Genomic DNA, 17,075 nt, shown 5'->3' with positions numbered 1-17,075 from the left:
GGGGGGGTGTCGATGCGAAAAGCCCCCGATTTGAGGAGAGTCGCCATGCCGCGCCTGACACAGATCACGCCGTTCGTCCTGACGGCCGACATGGACCGCGCGCTGCGCTTCTATCGCGAGGTGCTGGGCTTCGCGCTCGGCTTTCGCGATGACAACTACGCCTTCATCCGGCGCGATGCCGTCGCGCTGCGCCTCCTGCAGGTCGAGGAGGGCATGGACCTCTCCGACCCTGCGCGCCAGCAGCATTGCTATATCGACGTGGAGGATCTCGACGGGCTCCATGCCGAGATGAAGCCGATGCTCGACACGCTGCCCGAAGGCCGCGTCCGCGCACCCTTCGACACCTATTACGGACAACGCGAGTTCCACGTGATCGACGAGGACGCGCTGCTGATCTCCTTCGGACAGAAGATCGCGGGTTAGTGGCGGAACTCGGCCGGGTCGTATTTCAGCAGGACCGGCACGATCAGATCCTCCTCATCCGTCAGATGCCGGTCGAGGAACCGCTCGAACCCCTGCGTGCGCGCATGGAACGCGCCCGCCGCGTCGCGCAGGCCCTCGCCCGCGCGGATCGCCTGCAACAGCGCGTTCGCGCCGTCGGCAAAGCCCGCCATGTGCCCATCGAGCGCATGGTGATCGCCGTCCAGCATCTCGAACCCACGCTCCAACCGCGCGTCCTGCCGGACCAGGACGGGGAAGTAATGCGTGTCCTCCATCGTGTGATGCCCGTGGAGGTGCTGCAGCATCATCTGGCCGACGCGCGCCGTCTCCCGCCCGAAGCGCTGCGGATCGCCCATGTCGTCGAGGAAGGCTTCGGTCCCCTCGCGCAGCATCGCGTTCATCCGGCGGAAGGCAAGATGCTTGTCGAGCCAGAAGCGGATGAGCTCGCCGAAATTGGCGTGCCCCTCCCAGGTCTCGCGCGGGTAGGCGTCCAGCAGGACGCGCAGCGCGTCTGGCAGTTCGGTGCGGGTGTCGAGCGATAGATCCATATGGGTGATCTAGGCGCCCGGACGCGGCAAGGCCAGCCGGAAGCCGTTGCCGGGGCGGGAACAGATTGTCTCCCCTCCCGCCGGGGGGGACGACGGCGCAGGCCCGCGCCGTCGTCGCAGTCGTTTCGGGCCCGCTCAGTTGCGGGCCTTGTCGACCATCTTGCCGTCCGAGATCCACGGCATCATCTCGCGCAGCTTCGCGCCGACCTGCTCGATCTGGTGCTCGTCGTTGTGACGACGCGCCGCCTTGATCGTCGGCTGCCCCACCGCGTTCTCCAGCATGAAGTCGCGCACGAACTTGCCGTCCTGGATGTCCTTCAGCACGGCCTTCATCCGCTCCTTGGTCTCGTCGTAGTTCAGGATGCGCGGGCCGGTGACGTACTGGCCGTACTCGGCAGTGTTGGAGATCGAGTAATCCATGTTGGCGATGCCGCCCTCGTAGATCAGGTCCACGATCAGCTTCACCTCGTGCAGACACTCGAAATAGGCCATCTCGGGGGCGTAGCCCGCCTCGACCAGCGTCTCGAAGCCGCAGCGGATCAGTTCGACCAGACCGCCGCACAGCACCGCCTGCTCGCCGAACAGGTCGGTCTCGCACTCCTCGCGGAAATTCGTCTCGATGATGCCCGAGCGTCCGCCGCCGATGGCCGCGCAGTAGCTCAGCCCGATCTCCAGCGCCTTGCCGGTCGCGTCCTGATCGACGGCGACGAGGCAGGGCACGCCGCCGCCCTTGGTGTACTCGCTGCGCACGGTGTGGCCGGGGCCCTTGGGCGCCATCATGATCACGTCGACGCCCGGCTTCGGCTCGATCAGGCCGAAATGGACGTTCAGACCGTGGGCGAAGGCGATGGCCGCACCTTCCTTGAGGTTGTCGTGGATGTATTTCTTGTAGGTCTCCGCCTGCAGCTCGTCGGGCATGGTGAACATGATGACGTCACACCAGGCCGCCGCTTCCGCGATACCCATGACCTGAAGGCCTTCGCCCTCGGCCTTCTTGGCCGAAGGGGAGCCGTCGCGCAGGGCGACGACCAGGTTCTTCGCGCCGGAATCGCGCAGGTTCAGCGCGTGGGCGTGGCCTTGGCTCCCATAGCCGAGGATGGCGACCTTCTTGTCCTTGATGAGGTTGATGTCGCAATCACGATCGTAATAGACGCGCATGGCGGTCTCCTTTCTGGTTTCGATTGGCTGCACAGTACCGACTGTCGAGCGGGCGTCATCCCCCGAAATTTGCGTATCTTTGCCATCTGGGCGAATATGAATGCGTCAAATGCCATAAATGCGAAAAACTCATGCTCGACGATACGGACCGCCGCATCTTACGCCAGATGCAGGCCGACCCCGCCGCCTCCGTCGCCACCATCGCGGAGCGGGCGGGCCTCAGCCATGCGCCCTGCTGGCGGCGCATCGGACGGATGGAGCGCGACGGCATCATCGCCGGGCGCCGCATCCTGATCGACCGGCGCAAGCTGGGGCTGGAGGTGCAGGTCTTCCTGCGCATCACGCTCGACAAGACCGCGCGCAATGCCTTCGACGCATTCCTGGCGGAGGCGCGGCGGATCCCGGAGGTCGAGGCGATCCAGACCCTTCTGGGTCGCGTCGACGTGCGCATGGACGTGGTCGCGCGCGACCTCGCCCATTACCAACAGATCTACCGCGACCGCATCATGGCCCTGCCGCATATCCTCGACGTCGAGAGCCTGATGCTCATGGCGGAACTGAAGAACAGCGAGGCGCTGCCGCTATGACGCTCGACGACACGGACCAAGCCATCCTCGACGTCCTGCGCGCCGATGGCGGCCTGAACGCCAAACAAGTGGGCGAGGCGGTCGGCCTCAGCCAGCCCGCCGCCTATCGCCGCATCCGGCGGCTGGAGGAGGCGGGCGTGATCACGGGTCGCGCCCTGCGGCTCGACGCCGCGAAGCTCGGTTTCGGCGTGACGGTGTTCCTCGGCATCAAGCTCGCCGCGCGGGGCAGGGGGGCGATGGGCGATTTCGAGCGGGCGATCGTCGCCATCCCCGAGGTGCAGCTCGTCCAGCAGGTGATCGGCGTCTACGACTACCGCGTCCGCGTCGTCGCCCGAGACCTCGCCGATTTCGAGCGCATCTTGCGCCGCCGCATCATGACCCTGCCGGGGGTCGGCGACGTGGAGTCCAACGTGCTGCTGAGCGAGGAGAAATGACCGGCAGACGGTTGCGTGCTTTTGCCCGGTCTGTGACTAACCGCACGGAACCGTGGCACGCCCTCGGGTAGCCACGTCTTGCACAACGACAAGGACCACCGATGATCTTCAGATTCGCAGCGCCCACCCTGGCCGCCTTCGCACTCACCGCCTGCACCGGCGAGAACGTCGCCCGACCGGCGGGCGAGGCGAATGGCCGACCCGTCTACGAGGTCTTCGCCGTGACCCCGGCGACGACCGACACGGCCGAGCATCAGCGGCAGCGGCGCGACGAGATCCACCGCATGGCGGACGCGACCTGCCCCGAGGGGTGGGAGGCGCATGGCGCGAACGACATCTCCCGCAGTGCATGGCGGCGGGGCACCTCGGGCCGTCCCTTCAACCATACGATCCGCGAGACGGTTCGCATCACCTGCACCGGCTGACACGAAAAAGGGCGCCCTCCGGTCCAGAGGGCGCCCTCGATGTGATCCGGGGATCGCGATAAACCGTCAGGTGCGGCCCTTGACCGCCCGCCAGATGAAGATCAGCAGGCAGGCACCGATGATGCCCGCGATCAGACGGCCGAAGAAGGTCGCGGCGAAGCCGAGGCCCACCAGGCCGAGGATGAAGTTCAGCACCAGCGCACCGACGATGCCGAGGATGATGTTGGTGAGCAGGCCGTGATCGGCCTTCATGATCTTCTCGGCGATCCAGCCCGCGAGGGCACCCACGATGATTGCGACGAGCCAACCCATTGAAAACCTCCTGTCGTTGCGTTCGCTTCGCAAAGAAGTGGGTCGGGCGCGTCCCGCGTCAAATCCGGGCTGCTGCATGGCCATCCGACGACGACCGCGCCGCGAATGCACGGGGCCCGCGTCACCGATCGGGCCGGACACCCGACGGTAAGACACCCGATTGGAGGAGCCGTTGGATCGGACTTCTCTCGATCGTGTGGAGTTGCGACTCCGCTTGACGTTTCAATTACGGCAGGCAGGCCACCACGTCCTCGGCTGAGAGCGAACGATCCCCGTCATCTCCCTCCGGCCGCCACAGTTCGACCTCCGTCAACTTGCGTCCGGTATGGTCGGTATATGGCGCAACCGATAACAACCGATCGCCCGTATCGCGGAAGCAGCTTTCCTCGTCCAGGAAAGCCGCGTCGCAGCCGCCCTCCCGCAGCAGTTTCACGAGTGCCGCAATCTCGGGGGCTCGAGCTTTCGACTGACCGATCCGGGACCTCGATATTTCAATCCGCCCCGCGCGCGATCGCCGCGACGCCGGTGCGCGCCACCTCGACGAGGCCGAGAGGCACCATCAGCTCGACGAAGGCGTCGATCTTGTCCGGGGCGCCTGTCAGCTCGAAGACGAAGCTCTCGGTCGTGGTATCCATGACCCGCGCGCGGAAGATTTCCGCCGTGCGCAGCGCCTCGACCCGCACGTCGCCGGTGCCGCGAACCTTCACCAAGGCCAGCTCCCGCTCCACCGCGGGGCCCTCCACGGTCAGGTCGTGCACATCGTGGACGACGACCATCCGCTCCAGCTGGTGCTTGATCTGCACGATCACCTGCGGCGTGCCGCGCGTGACGATGGTGATGCGCGAGCGGTGGCCGGTATGGTCGACCTCCGCCACGGTCAGGCTGTCGATATTGTAGCCCCGCCCCGAGAACAGGCCGATCACGCGGGCGAGCACGCCATCCACGTTGTCGACCAGCACGGCGAGCGTGTGCCGCTCGTCATTGTCGGAGAAGGGGGTCTTGAGGTCATAGGCGCTCTTTCGCGAGCTGCCTTTCTTGAGGTCGAGGGGGGACATCAGTTTCTCCAATCAGCGAGGTTCGGACCCAGCGGTGCCGTGACGCCTGCGCGTTGGGCGGCCTCGGCGAGCGTCACGCGGGTACCTTGTGCGAGAGCGAACGGCACCGACCTGCTCGCTTCGAGAGCGAAAGGATCACCGGCGACCAGTTCGTAGGTCCGTTCCTTGATTTCTACATCGGTCGAACAACCCGCTCCCTCCTCCCCGTCCGCACGGGCGGGAGTGAGGTCCGAGAAATACTGGAAGCAGATCTGCGCGATACCGTCGGGTCGCGTTTCCGTCCACCAACGTCCATCGGGGATGTCATCTTCGAAATAGGACCAGAGATGAGCCGTGCCGTCCGGAGCGAGATATTCGATGGCCGTACCGTAGCCGTCGAGATAGGCCATGAGTGTGCGATCCTTATAGAGATCACGCAGTGCGGCCGCATCCAGTCTCGGCATCGGCGGAGTGCACCCGGCGATCGCCGCGAGAAGTGCGCCGGCCACCAGCGCGCGGATCTTGCTTTGCATACCCTTGCTCACACCAGCACCGCCCCGCCGTCGGCGATGGCGTTGCGGGTGGAGGCGTCGCCCAGCAGCATCTCGTTATGGGCCTTGCCGCTCGGGATCATCGGGAAGCAGTTCTCGTGCTTTTCCACGACGCAGTCGAACATGACAGGGCCGTCATGGTTCAGCATCTCCATGATCGCGTCGTCCAGATCGTCGGGGTCGGTGCACAGGATGCCCTTGGCCCCGAACGCCTCAGCCAGCTTGACGAAATCGGGCAGGCTCTCCGACCAGCTGTGCGAGTAGCGCTCGCCATGCAGCAGCTCTTGCCACTGGCGGACCATGCCCAGCCGTTCGTTGTTGAGGATGAACTGCTTGACCGGCGCGCGGAACTGCATGGCCGTGCCCATCTCCTGCATGTTCATCAGCCAGGACGCCTCGCCGGCCACGTTGATGACCAGCGCCTCGGGATGGGCGAGCTGCACGCCGATCGAGGCGGGGAAGCCGTAGCCCATCGTCCCGAGCCCGCCGGAGGTCATCCAGCGGTTCGGCTCCTCGAAGCCCAGGTACTGCGCGGCCCACATCTGGTGCTGGCCGACCTCGGTGGTGATGTAGCGGTCACGGCCTTTGGTCAGCGCTTCCAGCCGCTCCAACGCGTATTGCGGCTTGATGGTCTTGCCTTCCTGGACGTAGCCGAGGCACTTGACCGCCCGCCACTCCTCGATCTGCTTCCACCATTTGGCGAGCGCCTCGGAATTGGTCTTGCGGCCGCGGCTCTTCCAGATGCGCAGCATGTCCTCGAGCACGTGGGCGACGTCACCGACGATGGGGATGTCCACGCGGATGTTCTTGTTGATCGAGGAGGGGTCGATGTCGATATGGACCTTCTTCGACTTCGGGCTAAACGCGTCCGTGCGCCCGGTGATCCGATCGTCGAAGCGGGCGCCGATGCAGATCATCGCGTCGGCCCCGTGCATCACCATGTTGGCCTCGTAGGTGCCATGCATCCCCAGCATCCCCAGCCACGCCTGACCGGAGGCGGGATAGCAGCCCAGCCCCATCAGCGTCGAGGTGACGGGGAAGCCTGTCGCCTCCGCCAGCTCGCGCAGCAGCTGGGTGGCCGCGGGGCCGGAGTTGATGACGCCGCCGCCGGTGTAAAGCACGGGTCGCTTGGCCGTCTCCAAAAGCTCGACCGCCTGCGTGATCGCGTCGATATCGCCCTTGAGACGCGGGGCGTAGTGGCCCTTGTCCGCCTTCTCGGGCTTGACGTAGGTGCCTTGAGCGAACTGCACGTCCTTGGGGATGTCGATCAGCACGGGGCCTGGGCGGCCCGAGGTCGCGACATGGAACGCCTGATGCAGCGTGGAGGCGAGCGCATCCGTCTCCTTCACCAGCCAGTTATGCTTGGTGCAGGGGCGGGTGATGCCGACGGTGTCGGCCTCTTGGAACGCGTCGTTGCCGATCATGAAGGTCGGGACCTGCCCGGTCAGCACGATCAGCGGGATCGAGTCCATCAGCGCGTCCGTCAGCCCGGTCACGGCATTGGTCGCACCGGGGCCGGAGGTGACGAGCACGACGCCCGGCTTGCCGGTGGAGCGGGCGTAGCCCTCGGCGGCATGGGTCGCGGCCTGCTCGTGCCGGACGAGGATGTGGCGGATGTCGTTTTGCTTGAAGATCTCGTCATAGATCGGAAGCACCGCGCCGCCGGGATACCCGAATACGGTATCGACGCCCTGGTCGCGGAGGGCTTTGACGACGATTTCGGCTCCTGACATGCGGGTCATGGCTGTCTTCCTGATCCTGCGGGGCGAGGGTGCCCCGATTGCGTTCGTGCAAGGCATAAAAAAACCCCCGTCGGGGGGTCATGCGCGCCAGCTGCCGTGGGGAGGTCATCCCCGCGTCAGGCGCGCCATCCAATAAGTACGAGTGCGATGTTCATGTCGGTCCTCATGCCTTGCGAAACCTTTCTTACCGGCAGAATCGCGGAGGTCAACCGGATATCGCAGAGAAAGTGACGCGGGAGGCCGCTTTTCCGACATTAAATGTCGCAGCCCCGCACCTGCGCGACATTCAATCGTCGAGCCCGAGCAATCCGCTCTCCAGCACGTAGCGGGTCAGCCCTGCGGTGGTGTCGATGCCGAGCTTGCGCTTGATGTTCTTGCGATGGGTCTCGACCGTGCGGACCGAGATGTCGAGATCGCGCGCGACCTCCTTGTTGGAATGCCCGCGCGCGAGGCGCAGCAGCACCATCTGCTCGCGGCTGGTCAGCGGTTCGCGGTCGCCGAGCTCGTCGGGCTTCAGTGCGCCCTCGGTTCCGGTGCACAGATAGGTCTCGCCCGCATGGACCGTCTCGATGGCGGTGACGATCTCGTCGGTGGGCACGTCCTTGAGCAGATAGCCCTTGGCACCGTAGCGCAGTGCGGTGGAGATGTATTCGGGGTTGTCGTGCATCGACAGCACGATGATGCGGGTGTCGGGGGCCCGCTCCAGGATCAGTTCGGTCGCGGTCAGCCCGTTCATGCCCGGCATGTTGAGGTCCATCAGCATGATGTCGGGGCGCAGATCGCCGATACGGTCGACGGCGTCGCGCCCGTTGGTGAGCGTCTCGACCACCTCGATCTGATCGTAGGTCTCCAGCACCGCGCGCACGCCGTCGGTCACAAGGGGGTGGTCGTCCACGAGGATCACTCGGATCGGGGTCATGCGGGTTCCTTCCTGTCGGCGATGGGCGCGCCGCTGCGCAGATGCGACGGCGGGAGGTCGGCGTCAATGCGCGTGCCGTTGGAGCTGGAGCGGATGTTGAAGGTACCGCCCAGATGCTCGATGCGCTCGGCCATGTTGCGCAGGCCTATGCCGGGCGACGCGCGCCCGCCGCGCTGGAAGCCATGGCCATTGTCGGTGATGGTCATGGCCGCCCCGCGGCGGTGCGGGCGGATCTCGATATCGACCTCGGTCGCGCCGGAATGCCGCTCGATATTTGTGAGCGCTTCCTGCGCGATGCGGAACATGGCGGTCTTTCCCTCGGCGGTCAGGGAGTTGCGCAGCGCGACCGTGCGCAGGCGGGTGGCGATGCCGGTGCGCTCCTGAAAATCCTCGGCCAGCGACTTGATGGCCGGCGACAGGCCCAGATCGTCGAGGGCGGCGGGCCGCAGGTCGCGGCTGATGCGGCGCACCTCGTGGATCGCGGTGGTCAGCCCGTCGGAGGATTTGTCGAGCGTGGAGCCCACATCCGGCGCTCCGGTGGCGATCTTGCGCCGCGCCAGCTCCAGCCCGTAGCGGATCGACACGAGGATCTGCGAGATGGAGTCGTGCAACTCGCGCGCGACGCGGCCGCGCTCCTCCTCCTGCGTATGGACGATGCGTTGTGTCAGTACCGCCAGTTTCTCGTCCGCCAGCCGCCGCTCTCGCAGGTTGATGAGCATGCCGGAGGCGAAGACGCCCAGTAGTACGATCAGCGTGATCCCGGCGATCCAGTAGAAGGTGTCGCGGATGCGCGCCTCCATTTCGGCCCGCGTGGCCGCGACCTGCGCGCGCACGTCGTCGATGAAGATGCCGGTGCCCATTGCCCACCGCCAGTCCTGCAGGCCGACCACATAGGACACGATCGGGCTCTCCTCCCCTGTCGAGGGCTTGGGCCAGACATATTCGTGATAGCCGCCGCCGCGCCGGGCGAGGTCGATCAGCGGTTCGACCACCGGGGTGCCGGTACTGTCGGTCAGGTCGATCAGGTTACGGGTGATGAGCTCCGTCTGGCGGGAGCTGACGATGTTCGTGCCGTCATAGTCGTAGACGAAGAAATAGCCGTCATTGCCGTAGGTCATCGCGGCGAGGATCTGTGCCGCACGGGTCTTGGCCTCGTCGTCGTCGATGCCGGCAGGGCCGTAGATGTGGTAGATCGCGTTGCGTGCGAGCGCCATGTAGTTGGCCAGCTCCGCCTGCTTGGTCTCCAGCAGGGTCTCTTCGAGAAAGGCGATCTCCTCCTCGGCCAGCTGTCGCGACTGGTGGGCGACGAGTGCCGCGATCGCGGCCACGGCCAGCACCAGCGGCAGGGTGGCGAGCAGGAAGATCTTCTGTCCGTAGGACGGGCGGGGCAAGGCGGGCATGGCAGGTCCGATGGCGCGAGCGGTGCGCGAGGATAGTCCGTCCAGGCCATCCGGGCCAAGCCCCGGTCCTGCGGGGACGTGTGATCACGCCCCCGCAAGTCATCAAGCCCGCGTGGCGTAACGCTCCAGCACGACGCCGCTCTCGTAGGCCTCGACGCCCAGCGGGGTGAGATCATGCGCGTCTGCATCTGAAAAGAGCGGCGTGCCCGACCCGAGGATGACGGGCGCGCGTTTGATGAGCACCCTGTCGATCAGGCCCGCATCGAGCAACAGCCCCGCCAGCCGTCCGCCGCCACACAGATAGATGTCGCCGCCCGGTTTGGACTTCAGCCGCCGCACCGCGCCGGGAATGTCGCCGCGGATGACGCTGACATCCGATCCAGAGGGCAGGTCGATACCGGCGGAAACGATGTGATGGTCCATACGCGGATAGGCGCGCGCGCCCGGTTGCAGGCCGAACGCATAGCCGAACTCGTAGGTCGCTCGCCCCATGATTACGGTCTGATAGCTGCCGAGGCGTTCCTGATAGGCGACGACATGTGCGCCCTCGTGAGGAAATGCAGACACGTCGCCGCCAGGTCCGGCAATGAAGCCGTCGAGCGACGCCGCAACGTCGTAGGTAAGGGATCGCATGGGATCTCCCTTTCGAAAAAATTGGTGTCGTTGGCCGGTCCCGTCAGGGCCGGTGGATCTGTCTCAGACAGCTTTGGTCACGACACGCACTCCTTCGATCGGTTGCCGACGTCTATATCATGGATGCGCTGTCGGCAAGGATCGGCGATTTTTCGCCGCCCTACGGGTTTTCGGGTATTCCCGCGACGCGACGTCCCGGTCTAGGGTTCCTGCGTTAATCGATCCGCCCGCTTCAACAGGGTGGGCGCCAATGGGAGGTATCTATGGATCGTCGTTCCTTTCTGAAGAATTCCGCGATCGGCGGGACCGCTGCCGCGGCCGCCACGCTGGCCGCACCGGCCTATGCACAGGGCCGTCGCACGCTGACCCTCGTGACCACCTGGGGCCGCGGCCTCGCCGGTGTGCACGACAGCGCGCAGCGCTGCGCCGACCAGATCACCGCCGCCACCGACGGCGCGCTGACCATCGACCTGAAGGCCGCGGGCGAGCTCGTCGGCGCGTTCGAGGTGTTCGATGCGGTGTCCTCCGGCCAGGCGGACATGTATCACGGTGCGGACTACTACTTCGTCGGCCAGCATCCGGGCTTCGCCTACTTCACCGCCGTGCCCTTCGGCATGACGGCGCAGGAGCTGCAGAACTGGTACTACTGGATGGGTGGACAGGAGCTGCATGACGAGCTCGGCTCCATCTTCAACCTCAAGCCGTTCCTCGCGGGTAACACGGGCGCGCAGGCCGGTGGCTGGTTCTCGAAAGAGATCAACACCCCCGAGGACTTCAACGGCCTCAAGTTCCGCATGCCCGGCCTCGGCGGCCAGGCGCTGGGTCGCCTCGGCGCATCCGTGCAGAACATCCCCGGCGCGGAAGTGTACCAGGCGCTCGCCTCCGGTGCGATCGACGGCACCGAGTGGATCGGCCCCTGGGCGGACGAGAAGGCCGGCTTCCAGGAGATCACGAAGACCTACTACACCTCCGGTTTCCACGAGCCGGGCGCGGGTCTGTCGCTGACCACCAACCTCGACGTGTGGAACGAGCTGAGCGACTCGCACAAGGCGATCATCCAGAACGTCGCGGCGGCCTCGCACTCCATCAACCTCGCCCAGTTCATGGCCGAGAACGGTGCCGCGCTGGAGCGTCTGCAGTCCGCAGGCGTCACCGTCCGCGAATTCCCCGACGCGGTCTGGGATGCGTTCGGCCAGGCCTCGCAGGAGGTTCTGGAGGAGAACATGGGTGACGAGCTCTATGCCCGCATCCACAACTCCGCGATGGAGTCGATGGAGAAGTCCTCCAACTGGATCGCGCGCTCCTCGGGCGTGTACACCGCGCAGCGCGACCGCGTCCTGGGCTGATCCCCGTTACCTGAGATCGAGGCGTCCCCGTTACCGGGGGCGCCTTCGGCGCAGGACCGCATTCGCCTGCGGGCCGCGTCGCAATCGGACCGTGGGGCACAGCCCCGCGCGCCTCAACTTGACCTTCGACACGGGTGGCCCGGAATGCTCGACGCGCTGAGCTGGTTTTTCGTCAATCTCTGGTCCGGCATCACGGGCATCTTCATCGCACTGGGCAATCTCGCCGCCTGGACGAACTGGGAAGAGGATAAGCAGTCCCTGATGCGCTTCATCTATTATGGCGCGTCGGTCGAGCTGTTCTTCGCCGTCACGGTCATCATGCTGATCCTGCTGGTGATCGGATTGTTCTTCCGCCCGTTCCTGTGGGGCGTGGTGCGCACCATCGAGTTCGGGCAGAACTGGATCGGGCGCATCTTCGCCTATGCGGGCCTGCTGATGGTGCTGCAGCAGGTGATGATCGTCTTCCTCCAGCGCATCTTCCGCGAGGCCGCGATCACCGTGGGCATCCCCGACACGCCCTTCCAGTTCACGCGCGACATCTCCTGGTGGTCGGAAGAGCTGAAGCTCTACAACGCCATGATCGTGGCGCTCTGCGTCGGCTACACCTTCGTGCAGGGCGGCCATGTGCGCGTCGACCTGTTCTACGCGGGCATCAAGTTCCGCACCAAGAAGATCGTCGACATGATCGGCTCTCTGTTTTTCCTGATGCCGCTGACCGTGATCGTGTGGCTCTTCGCCTGGTTCTTCATGTGGCGCAATCTCGTGACGCCGCCCGTGGCGCCCACCGACACGCTGGATCGTCTGATGACCAAGGCGCGCGCGCTGCGCTGGAACGTGGAGACCATCGGCTTCAGCCCAAACGGCTTCGACCAGTACTGGATGTTCAAGGTGCTGATCCTCAGCTTCGCGGGCCTGATGTTCCTGATGGCGTGGAGCTTCTTCTACCGCTCGCTGCTCGAATATATCGAGGGACCCGCGAGCGCCGACAAATATCTCGACAAGGACCGCATCGGCGACGAGATCGCCGAGACGGCCGCAGAAATCCACTAAGGGGCGGATCGCATGTTCTTCGGTCTGGACGGGGTCGAAATCGGCCTGATCATCACTTTCGCCTGCCTGTTCGGCGCGATCATGTCGGGCTATCCGGTGGCGTTCTCCATCGGTGGGGCGGGCATCATCGCCTTCGGCATCCTCGCAGCGCTGTCGGATGCGGGCATCCTGATCCACCAGGCGGTCGACGACCGCTCGGCCGAATATGCCGAACTGGTGGCGAGCGGGGTGGCGCGCGACACGATCTCGCTGTTCCGCTACCCGGATCTGCCGACCTATACAGAGCCGCTCTTCGCGCAAGGGTGGGAGCGGGAGTTCGACCGCACCATCGCGCTGATCACCAATCGGATGAACGAGCGGGTCTTCGCCGGTCCGTCCATCGAGACGCTGCTGGCCGTCGCGATGTTCGTCCTGATGGGCATTACGCTGGAACGCTCGCGCATCGCCAACGACCTGCTGACCACGATGGCGCGGGTCTTCGGACCGCTGCCGGGCGGTCTGGCGGTGTCGATCGTCGTGGTGGGTGCGTTCCTCGCCGCCTCCACCGGCATCGTCGGCGCGACCGTGGTGACGATGGGCCTGCTGGCGCTGCCGACCATGCTGCGCAACGGCTATTCGCCGGAGCTGTCCACCGGGGTCATCGCAGCCTCGGGCACGCTGGGGCAGATCATCCCGCCCTCCATCGTGATCGTCCTTCTGGGCACGCTGGCGGGGGATCTCTACTCCACCGCGCAGGAGGAATTCGCGCAGGCCAACATGTGCCCCGACGCGCTGACCTTCCTGGGCGAGCCCGCGGTGCTCTCGGTCGGGACGCTGTTCCAGGCGGCGCTGCTGCCGGGCATCTTCCTCGCCTTCCTCTACGGCGCCTATGCGTTCGGCTTCGCGCTGCTCTTCCCCAAGAAGGCGCCGCCGGTCGCACCTGCGGATCGCGACGTGCAGATCGTCGGGCGCTACCACAACGTGACCTGGTTCGTGGCCGCGCCGGTGGCGATCATCCTGTTCGCGATCGGACTTGGGCAGGTCGGCATCGTCGGCTCCCAGGCGATCAACGTCTCGAGCGTCGCGGAGCAGGGCGCGCAGGCCGAGTTGCGGACCAACGTCTCGGCCGAGTGCCAGGCCTCGATGATCGAGCGTCACGGGCAGGCGAAGTGGGACCGTGCCGTCGCCCAGCAGGCAGAGATCGACGCCGCGGGCGGCACGCTCACTCAGGAAGAGCGCGAACTGAGCCCCGAGCAGATCCGCGAGGCACGTGCGCGCGCGATCGTCGATGCCGCGCCGATCTCGTCCAATCTGGCGCTGGTCTGGGTGCTGGCCGGGATCACCATGGCGCTGGCGATGGGCGTGGCCCCGACCTATTCGCGGCGTCCGCTCCTGATCGGGGTCGGTGCGATCGGTCTGGGGCTGGTGCTCGACCTGTTGTTCATCGATCCGCGCACCTCTCCCGGCACGGCCTTCCTGATCCTGCTGGTGCCGTTCGCCATGCTGGCCTACGCGATGCGGGCCTCGTTCAAGCGGCTGGGCCAGAACGAGCTGTTGCGCGTGGTCTTCCCGCCGCTGGTGCTGATCGTGGCGGTGCTGGGCTCGATCCTCGGCGGCATCACCAATCCCACGCCCGCCGCGGCGCTGGGGGCGGCCGGCGCGATCCTGCTCGCCGCCTACCGCAAGCTGGAGGAGACGCCGGGCAAGTCGCCCGCGCCGATCCTGTGGGGCACGCTCGCCATCCTCTTGATGCTGGTCGTCGGCACGATCTTCGACCTGCGGATCACGCTGGCCGAGGTCTCGCTGGAGAACCGCATCGCCTATTACGTGACGCTGGTGGCCTACGGCATCTCGATGCTGACCATGCTCTACGCGTGCTGGGTGCTGTGGATCGGGGGCGTTCTGACGCCCGTGGTGCGGGAGACGGCGAAGGTCACGGCGATGGTCTTCGCCATCCTCATCGGCTCCCAGATGCTGAATCTGGTGCTGATCTCCTTCGGTGGCGAGCATTACATCCAGGACTTCCTCAAGAGCTTCGACAGCGAGTTCCGGGTCTTCCTGATCGTGATGCTGGTGCTGTTCGTTCTGGGCTTCGTGCTCGACTTCCTCGAGATCATCTACATCGTGATCCCCATCGTCGGGCCGGTGATCTATGGCGGCACGCTCGATCCCAAATGGGTGACGATCATGATCGCGGTGAACCTGCAGACCTCGTTCCTGACACCGCCCTTCGGCTTCGCACTGTTCTACCTGCGCGGTGTTGCGCCCAAGGAGGTGACGACCGGGCACATCTATCGCGGCGTGATCCCGTTCGTGCTGATCCAGGTGCTCGGTCTGGCGCTGCTCTGGGCCTTCCCGTCCATCGTGACGATCGTGCCGGACCTGCTCGGCCGGAACTGAGGCCGGAACACGTCTGCAAACGCAAAAAAGGCCCGCCCGGATCGCTCCGGGCGGGCCTTTCGACATCCGCTTATCAGTTGCGGACGGTCATGACTTCGACGAGCTCTTCGTCGGTCAGTGCATAGACCAACCCGTCATCGGTCATGAAGGTGTTGTCGGCGGCGAGCGTGACGGTCGCGGCCTCGTTGGCGGTGTCGAGCGACAGGACGCGGCTGGTGCCGTCGTCATAGGTCTCGACCACGGTCACGGCGCCGATGCGCGTGCCGTCGAGGCTGCGGACCTCGGTGCCGACCAGTTCGACGTCGTCGAAGGTCGTGAGCGAGGTGCCGGTGGACATCCGCTCGGAAATCACGGTTTCATCGACCACGTTGTAGATCGTGATGCGGTCGGTCAGGTCGACCTTGCCCTCGACACTCTCGAACAGCATCGCATCGGCGGGATCGACGTAATAGCCGGTATTGTTCGGTGTCGCCGCTTCCTCGACCAGGTCGACGTCCATCGTGCTGTCGGCGACCTGCGCGGACAGCGGGACGGCGGCCAGGGTGAGGGCGGTGGTGGCGGCAAGTGCCTTGGTCACAAAAGTCATCTTCGATACTCCTAAATCAGTCAAATCGCACGACGTCCTGCCATGCGGGTGATCAACGTATGCCCCCTGCCAAGGTTCAAAGAATCCTCATGTATCGGTTGTTTTCACACGAAAAAACCCGCCCGGACGTGCCGGACGGGTTTGCTTCGGCAAGATGATGCCGAGATGCGGGATCAGTCCGCGGGAACCGCGTTCACCACTTCGACGAACTCGGCGTCGGTCAGGGCGAGGACGATGCCGTCATCGACCATGTAGGTGGCCTCCGCCGTCAGGTTGACCTCGGCTTCGGTCGCGGCCGTGTTCAGCGACAGCGTCTGCAGGGCCCCGGCTTCGGTCCGCTCGACCTCGTCGATGCGTCCGATCGTCGTGCCGTCGAGGGTGCTCACGTAGGAGCCGATCAGCGTGGCGTTGTCGAGGTCGCCGGTAGGCGAGCCGGTGGCGAGGCGGGCATCGAGCTCGGTCGCAGGGACGACGCGGTAGACCGTCGCGGTCGTCGTGATATCGGCACCCGGCCCGTTGATGATGTCGGCGATGGCGTTGCCACCGGCCGAAATCAGGTCACCGCCTGCGCTGATCGTGTCGCCGACCAGATCCACGGCACCGCCGACCAGGTCGGTCGCGGCATCTCCGGTCGCGACGGCCGCATCGCCGACCGTGTCGACCGAGTTATCGGCGTCCTGCTGCAGCAGGATCCGCGAGGAACCGGTCTTTCCCGTCGTCGTCACGTCTGCGCTCGTCTGAGCGGCAAGCGGGGCGGCGGCGAGGGTCAGGGCTGTGGTGGCTGCAAGGGCCTTGGTCAGAATGGTCATCTGGAAACACTCCTAATCTATGACACGAGCGGACTGAGTGCCGCGCTCGGTTGTTTAACGTGTCTTAACGAAGGCGGTTGCAGGAGTTCCCATCACATTTCTCCGGAAATGTGAGATTTTACCGTAAGATAAGCAAAAACCCGCCGATCGCCCGGCGGGTTTTTCCGAAAGCAGCGCTGGTAGACAGCATCTCAGTTTGCGCGACGGATCAGGCGGTCGAACTGCGCGTCTGAGCGGTCGATCGCGAAGGATCCGTCGACGAGGCGCCGGTCACGCGGCGGCAGCAGCAGGGGATCGACGCCCTCGGCCAGGGTATCGAGATTGGAGACGTCGTCATCCTGCGTCGTGGCGAAGGCACCCGCCAGCGCGCCCTCGACTTCGCCGCGGATCAGGCGGCCATCGGTGGGCGTGAGACGGCGGGCCGCGAAGACCTCCACATCGGCGCCGCCGGTGATGGCCCGGACCTCTCCACGGGTCTCGCGCGCCAGTTCGGCGATGCTGGGCTGGTCGGCCGAGCTGTCGCCCATATTGCCGGTCACGCGGACGGTGGACTGTGCTTCGGCCGACACGCCGAGTGCCGCGACAGAGGCTGCGATGAGGAGGGTTTTTACGCTGGTCATGATACTCGATCCCTTCGATCCGTTACCGTCCCGCGACAGGCGGGGTCGCCAGATCAACGGCTCGGCCGGTCAAAGGTTTCGCGATGCGATCGAGCGGAGGG

The 17,075-nt window shown here is 65.5% G+C and carries 20 protein-coding genes; 7 read left to right on the top strand and 13 right to left on the bottom strand.

Annotation, left to right across the window (positions count from 1 at the left end; translation table 11 throughout):
- Positions 1–45: 45 nt before the first annotated feature.
- Complete coding sequence (locus tag RX333_RS08605) at positions 46–423, top strand: VOC family protein (protein ID WP_316014522.1); 378 nt, start codon at positions 46–48, stop codon at positions 421–423.
- On the opposite strand, the gene RX333_RS08600 is transcribed toward RX333_RS08605, so the two are convergent.
- Complete coding sequence (locus RX333_RS08600) at positions 420–989, bottom strand: hemerythrin domain-containing protein (protein WP_316014521.1); 570 nt, start codon at positions 987–989, stop codon at positions 420–422. The genes RX333_RS08605 and RX333_RS08600 overlap by 4 nt on opposite strands.
- A 135-nt stretch (positions 990–1,124) precedes the next feature.
- Positions 1,125–2,147, bottom strand: coding sequence for a ketol-acid reductoisomerase (gene ilvC / locus RX333_RS08595; RefSeq protein WP_316014520.1), 1,023 nt, complete (start codon positions 2,145–2,147; stop codon positions 1,125–1,127).
- Positions 2,148–2,278: 131 nt separating this feature from the next.
- On the opposite strand from ilvC, the gene RX333_RS08590 reads away from it, so the two are divergent.
- The 3 genes from RX333_RS08590 (at position 2,279) to RX333_RS08580 (ending at position 3,593) form a co-directional block, all read left to right on the top strand.
- Positions 2,279–2,734 carry an Lrp/AsnC family transcriptional regulator gene (locus RX333_RS08590; protein WP_316014519.1) on the top strand — a complete coding sequence of 152 codons (456 nt, stop codon included), beginning with the start codon at positions 2,279–2,281 and terminating at the stop codon, positions 2,732–2,734.
- Positions 2,731–3,168, top strand: a complete 438-nt coding sequence (locus tag RX333_RS08585) for an Lrp/AsnC family transcriptional regulator (RefSeq protein WP_316014518.1) — start codon at positions 2,731–2,733, stop codon at positions 3,166–3,168. Before RX333_RS08590 ends, RX333_RS08585 begins: the two co-directional genes overlap by 4 nt.
- 101 nt (positions 3,169–3,269) lie before the next feature.
- Positions 3,270–3,593, top strand: a complete 324-nt coding sequence (locus RX333_RS08580; protein ID WP_316014517.1) for a hypothetical protein — start codon at positions 3,270–3,272, stop codon at positions 3,591–3,593.
- Between the two features lie 66 nt (positions 3,594–3,659).
- On the opposite strand, the gene RX333_RS08575 is transcribed toward RX333_RS08580, so the two are convergent.
- From RX333_RS08575 to RX333_RS08540, 8 genes are all read right to left on the bottom strand, one after another.
- A complete protein-coding gene (locus RX333_RS08575) occupies positions 3,660–3,905 on the bottom strand; it encodes a GlsB/YeaQ/YmgE family stress response membrane protein (RefSeq protein WP_316014516.1) in 246 nt (81 codons plus the stop codon).
- A 226-nt stretch (positions 3,906–4,131) separates the two neighbouring features.
- Positions 4,132–4,338 carry a hypothetical protein gene (locus tag RX333_RS08570; RefSeq protein ID WP_316014515.1) on the bottom strand — a complete coding sequence of 69 codons (207 nt, stop codon included), beginning with the start codon at positions 4,336–4,338 and terminating at the stop codon, positions 4,132–4,134.
- A gap of 58 nt (positions 4,339–4,396) precedes the next feature.
- Positions 4,397–4,960 carry an acetolactate synthase small subunit gene (gene ilvN / locus RX333_RS08565; protein WP_316014514.1) on the bottom strand — a complete coding sequence of 188 codons (564 nt, stop codon included), beginning with the start codon at positions 4,958–4,960 and terminating at the stop codon, positions 4,397–4,399.
- The gene (locus RX333_RS08560) at positions 4,960–5,472 is read right to left on the bottom strand and encodes a hypothetical protein (RefSeq protein WP_316014513.1); all 513 of its coding nucleotides are present in this window, start codon (positions 5,470–5,472) and stop codon (positions 4,960–4,962) included. Before RX333_RS08560 ends, ilvN begins: the two co-directional genes overlap by 1 nt.
- Before the next feature lie 8 nt (positions 5,473–5,480).
- A complete protein-coding gene (locus RX333_RS08555) occupies positions 5,481–7,232 on the bottom strand; it encodes an acetolactate synthase 3 large subunit (protein ID WP_316014512.1) in 1,752 nt (583 codons plus the stop codon).
- A gap of 286 nt (positions 7,233–7,518) precedes the next feature.
- Positions 7,519–8,151 carry a response regulator transcription factor gene (locus RX333_RS08550; RefSeq protein ID WP_316014511.1) on the bottom strand — a complete coding sequence of 211 codons (633 nt, stop codon included), beginning with the start codon at positions 8,149–8,151 and terminating at the stop codon, positions 7,519–7,521.
- Positions 8,148–9,551: a cache domain-containing protein gene (locus RX333_RS08545; protein WP_316014510.1), complete on the bottom strand. Its 1,404-nt coding sequence runs from the start codon at positions 9,549–9,551 to the stop codon at positions 8,148–8,150. Before RX333_RS08545 ends, RX333_RS08550 begins: the two co-directional genes overlap by 4 nt.
- A 102-nt stretch (positions 9,552–9,653) precedes the next feature.
- A complete protein-coding gene (locus RX333_RS08540) occupies positions 9,654–10,184 on the bottom strand; it encodes a dihydrofolate reductase family protein (RefSeq protein ID WP_316014509.1) in 531 nt (176 codons plus the stop codon).
- A 263-nt stretch (positions 10,185–10,447) separates the two neighbouring features.
- Between RX333_RS08540 and RX333_RS08535 the strand changes: the two genes are divergently transcribed.
- The 3 genes from RX333_RS08535 to RX333_RS08525 all read left to right on the top strand — a co-directional run bounded on the left by RX333_RS08535 (position 10,448) and on the right by RX333_RS08525 (position 14,959).
- Positions 10,448–11,530, top strand: a complete 1,083-nt coding sequence (locus RX333_RS08535) for a TRAP transporter substrate-binding protein (RefSeq protein WP_316014508.1) — start codon at positions 10,448–10,450, stop codon at positions 11,528–11,530.
- Positions 11,531–11,674: 144 nt separating this feature from the next.
- A complete protein-coding gene (locus RX333_RS08530; protein WP_316014507.1) occupies positions 11,675–12,580 on the top strand; it encodes a C4-dicarboxylate ABC transporter permease in 906 nt (301 codons plus the stop codon).
- A gap of 12 nt (positions 12,581–12,592) precedes the next feature.
- Complete coding sequence (locus RX333_RS08525; RefSeq protein WP_316014506.1) at positions 12,593–14,959, top strand: TRAP transporter large permease subunit; 2,367 nt, start codon at positions 12,593–12,595, stop codon at positions 14,957–14,959.
- A gap of 73 nt (positions 14,960–15,032) precedes the next feature.
- Here the strand turns inward: RX333_RS08525 and RX333_RS08520 are convergent, their stop codons facing one another.
- From RX333_RS08520 to RX333_RS08510, 3 genes are all read right to left on the bottom strand, one after another.
- Positions 15,033–15,545, bottom strand: a complete 513-nt coding sequence (locus RX333_RS08520; protein WP_316014505.1) for a hypothetical protein — start codon at positions 15,543–15,545, stop codon at positions 15,033–15,035.
- A 173-nt stretch (positions 15,546–15,718) separates the two neighbouring features.
- Entirely contained in the window at positions 15,719–16,354 is a 636-nt protein-coding gene (locus RX333_RS08515) for a hypothetical protein (protein WP_316014504.1), read from the bottom strand.
- Between the two features lie 191 nt (positions 16,355–16,545).
- The gene (locus RX333_RS08510) at positions 16,546–16,974 is read right to left on the bottom strand and encodes a hypothetical protein (protein WP_316014503.1); all 429 of its coding nucleotides are present in this window, start codon (positions 16,972–16,974) and stop codon (positions 16,546–16,548) included.
- Positions 16,975–17,075 lie beyond the last annotated feature (101 nt).

Source organism: Roseobacter sp. HKCCA0434 (assembly GCF_032464675.1).
GTDB lineage: Bacteria > Pseudomonadota > Alphaproteobacteria > Rhodobacterales > Rhodobacteraceae > Pontivivens.
This window is presented reverse-complemented; position numbering and strand designations above follow the sequence as displayed.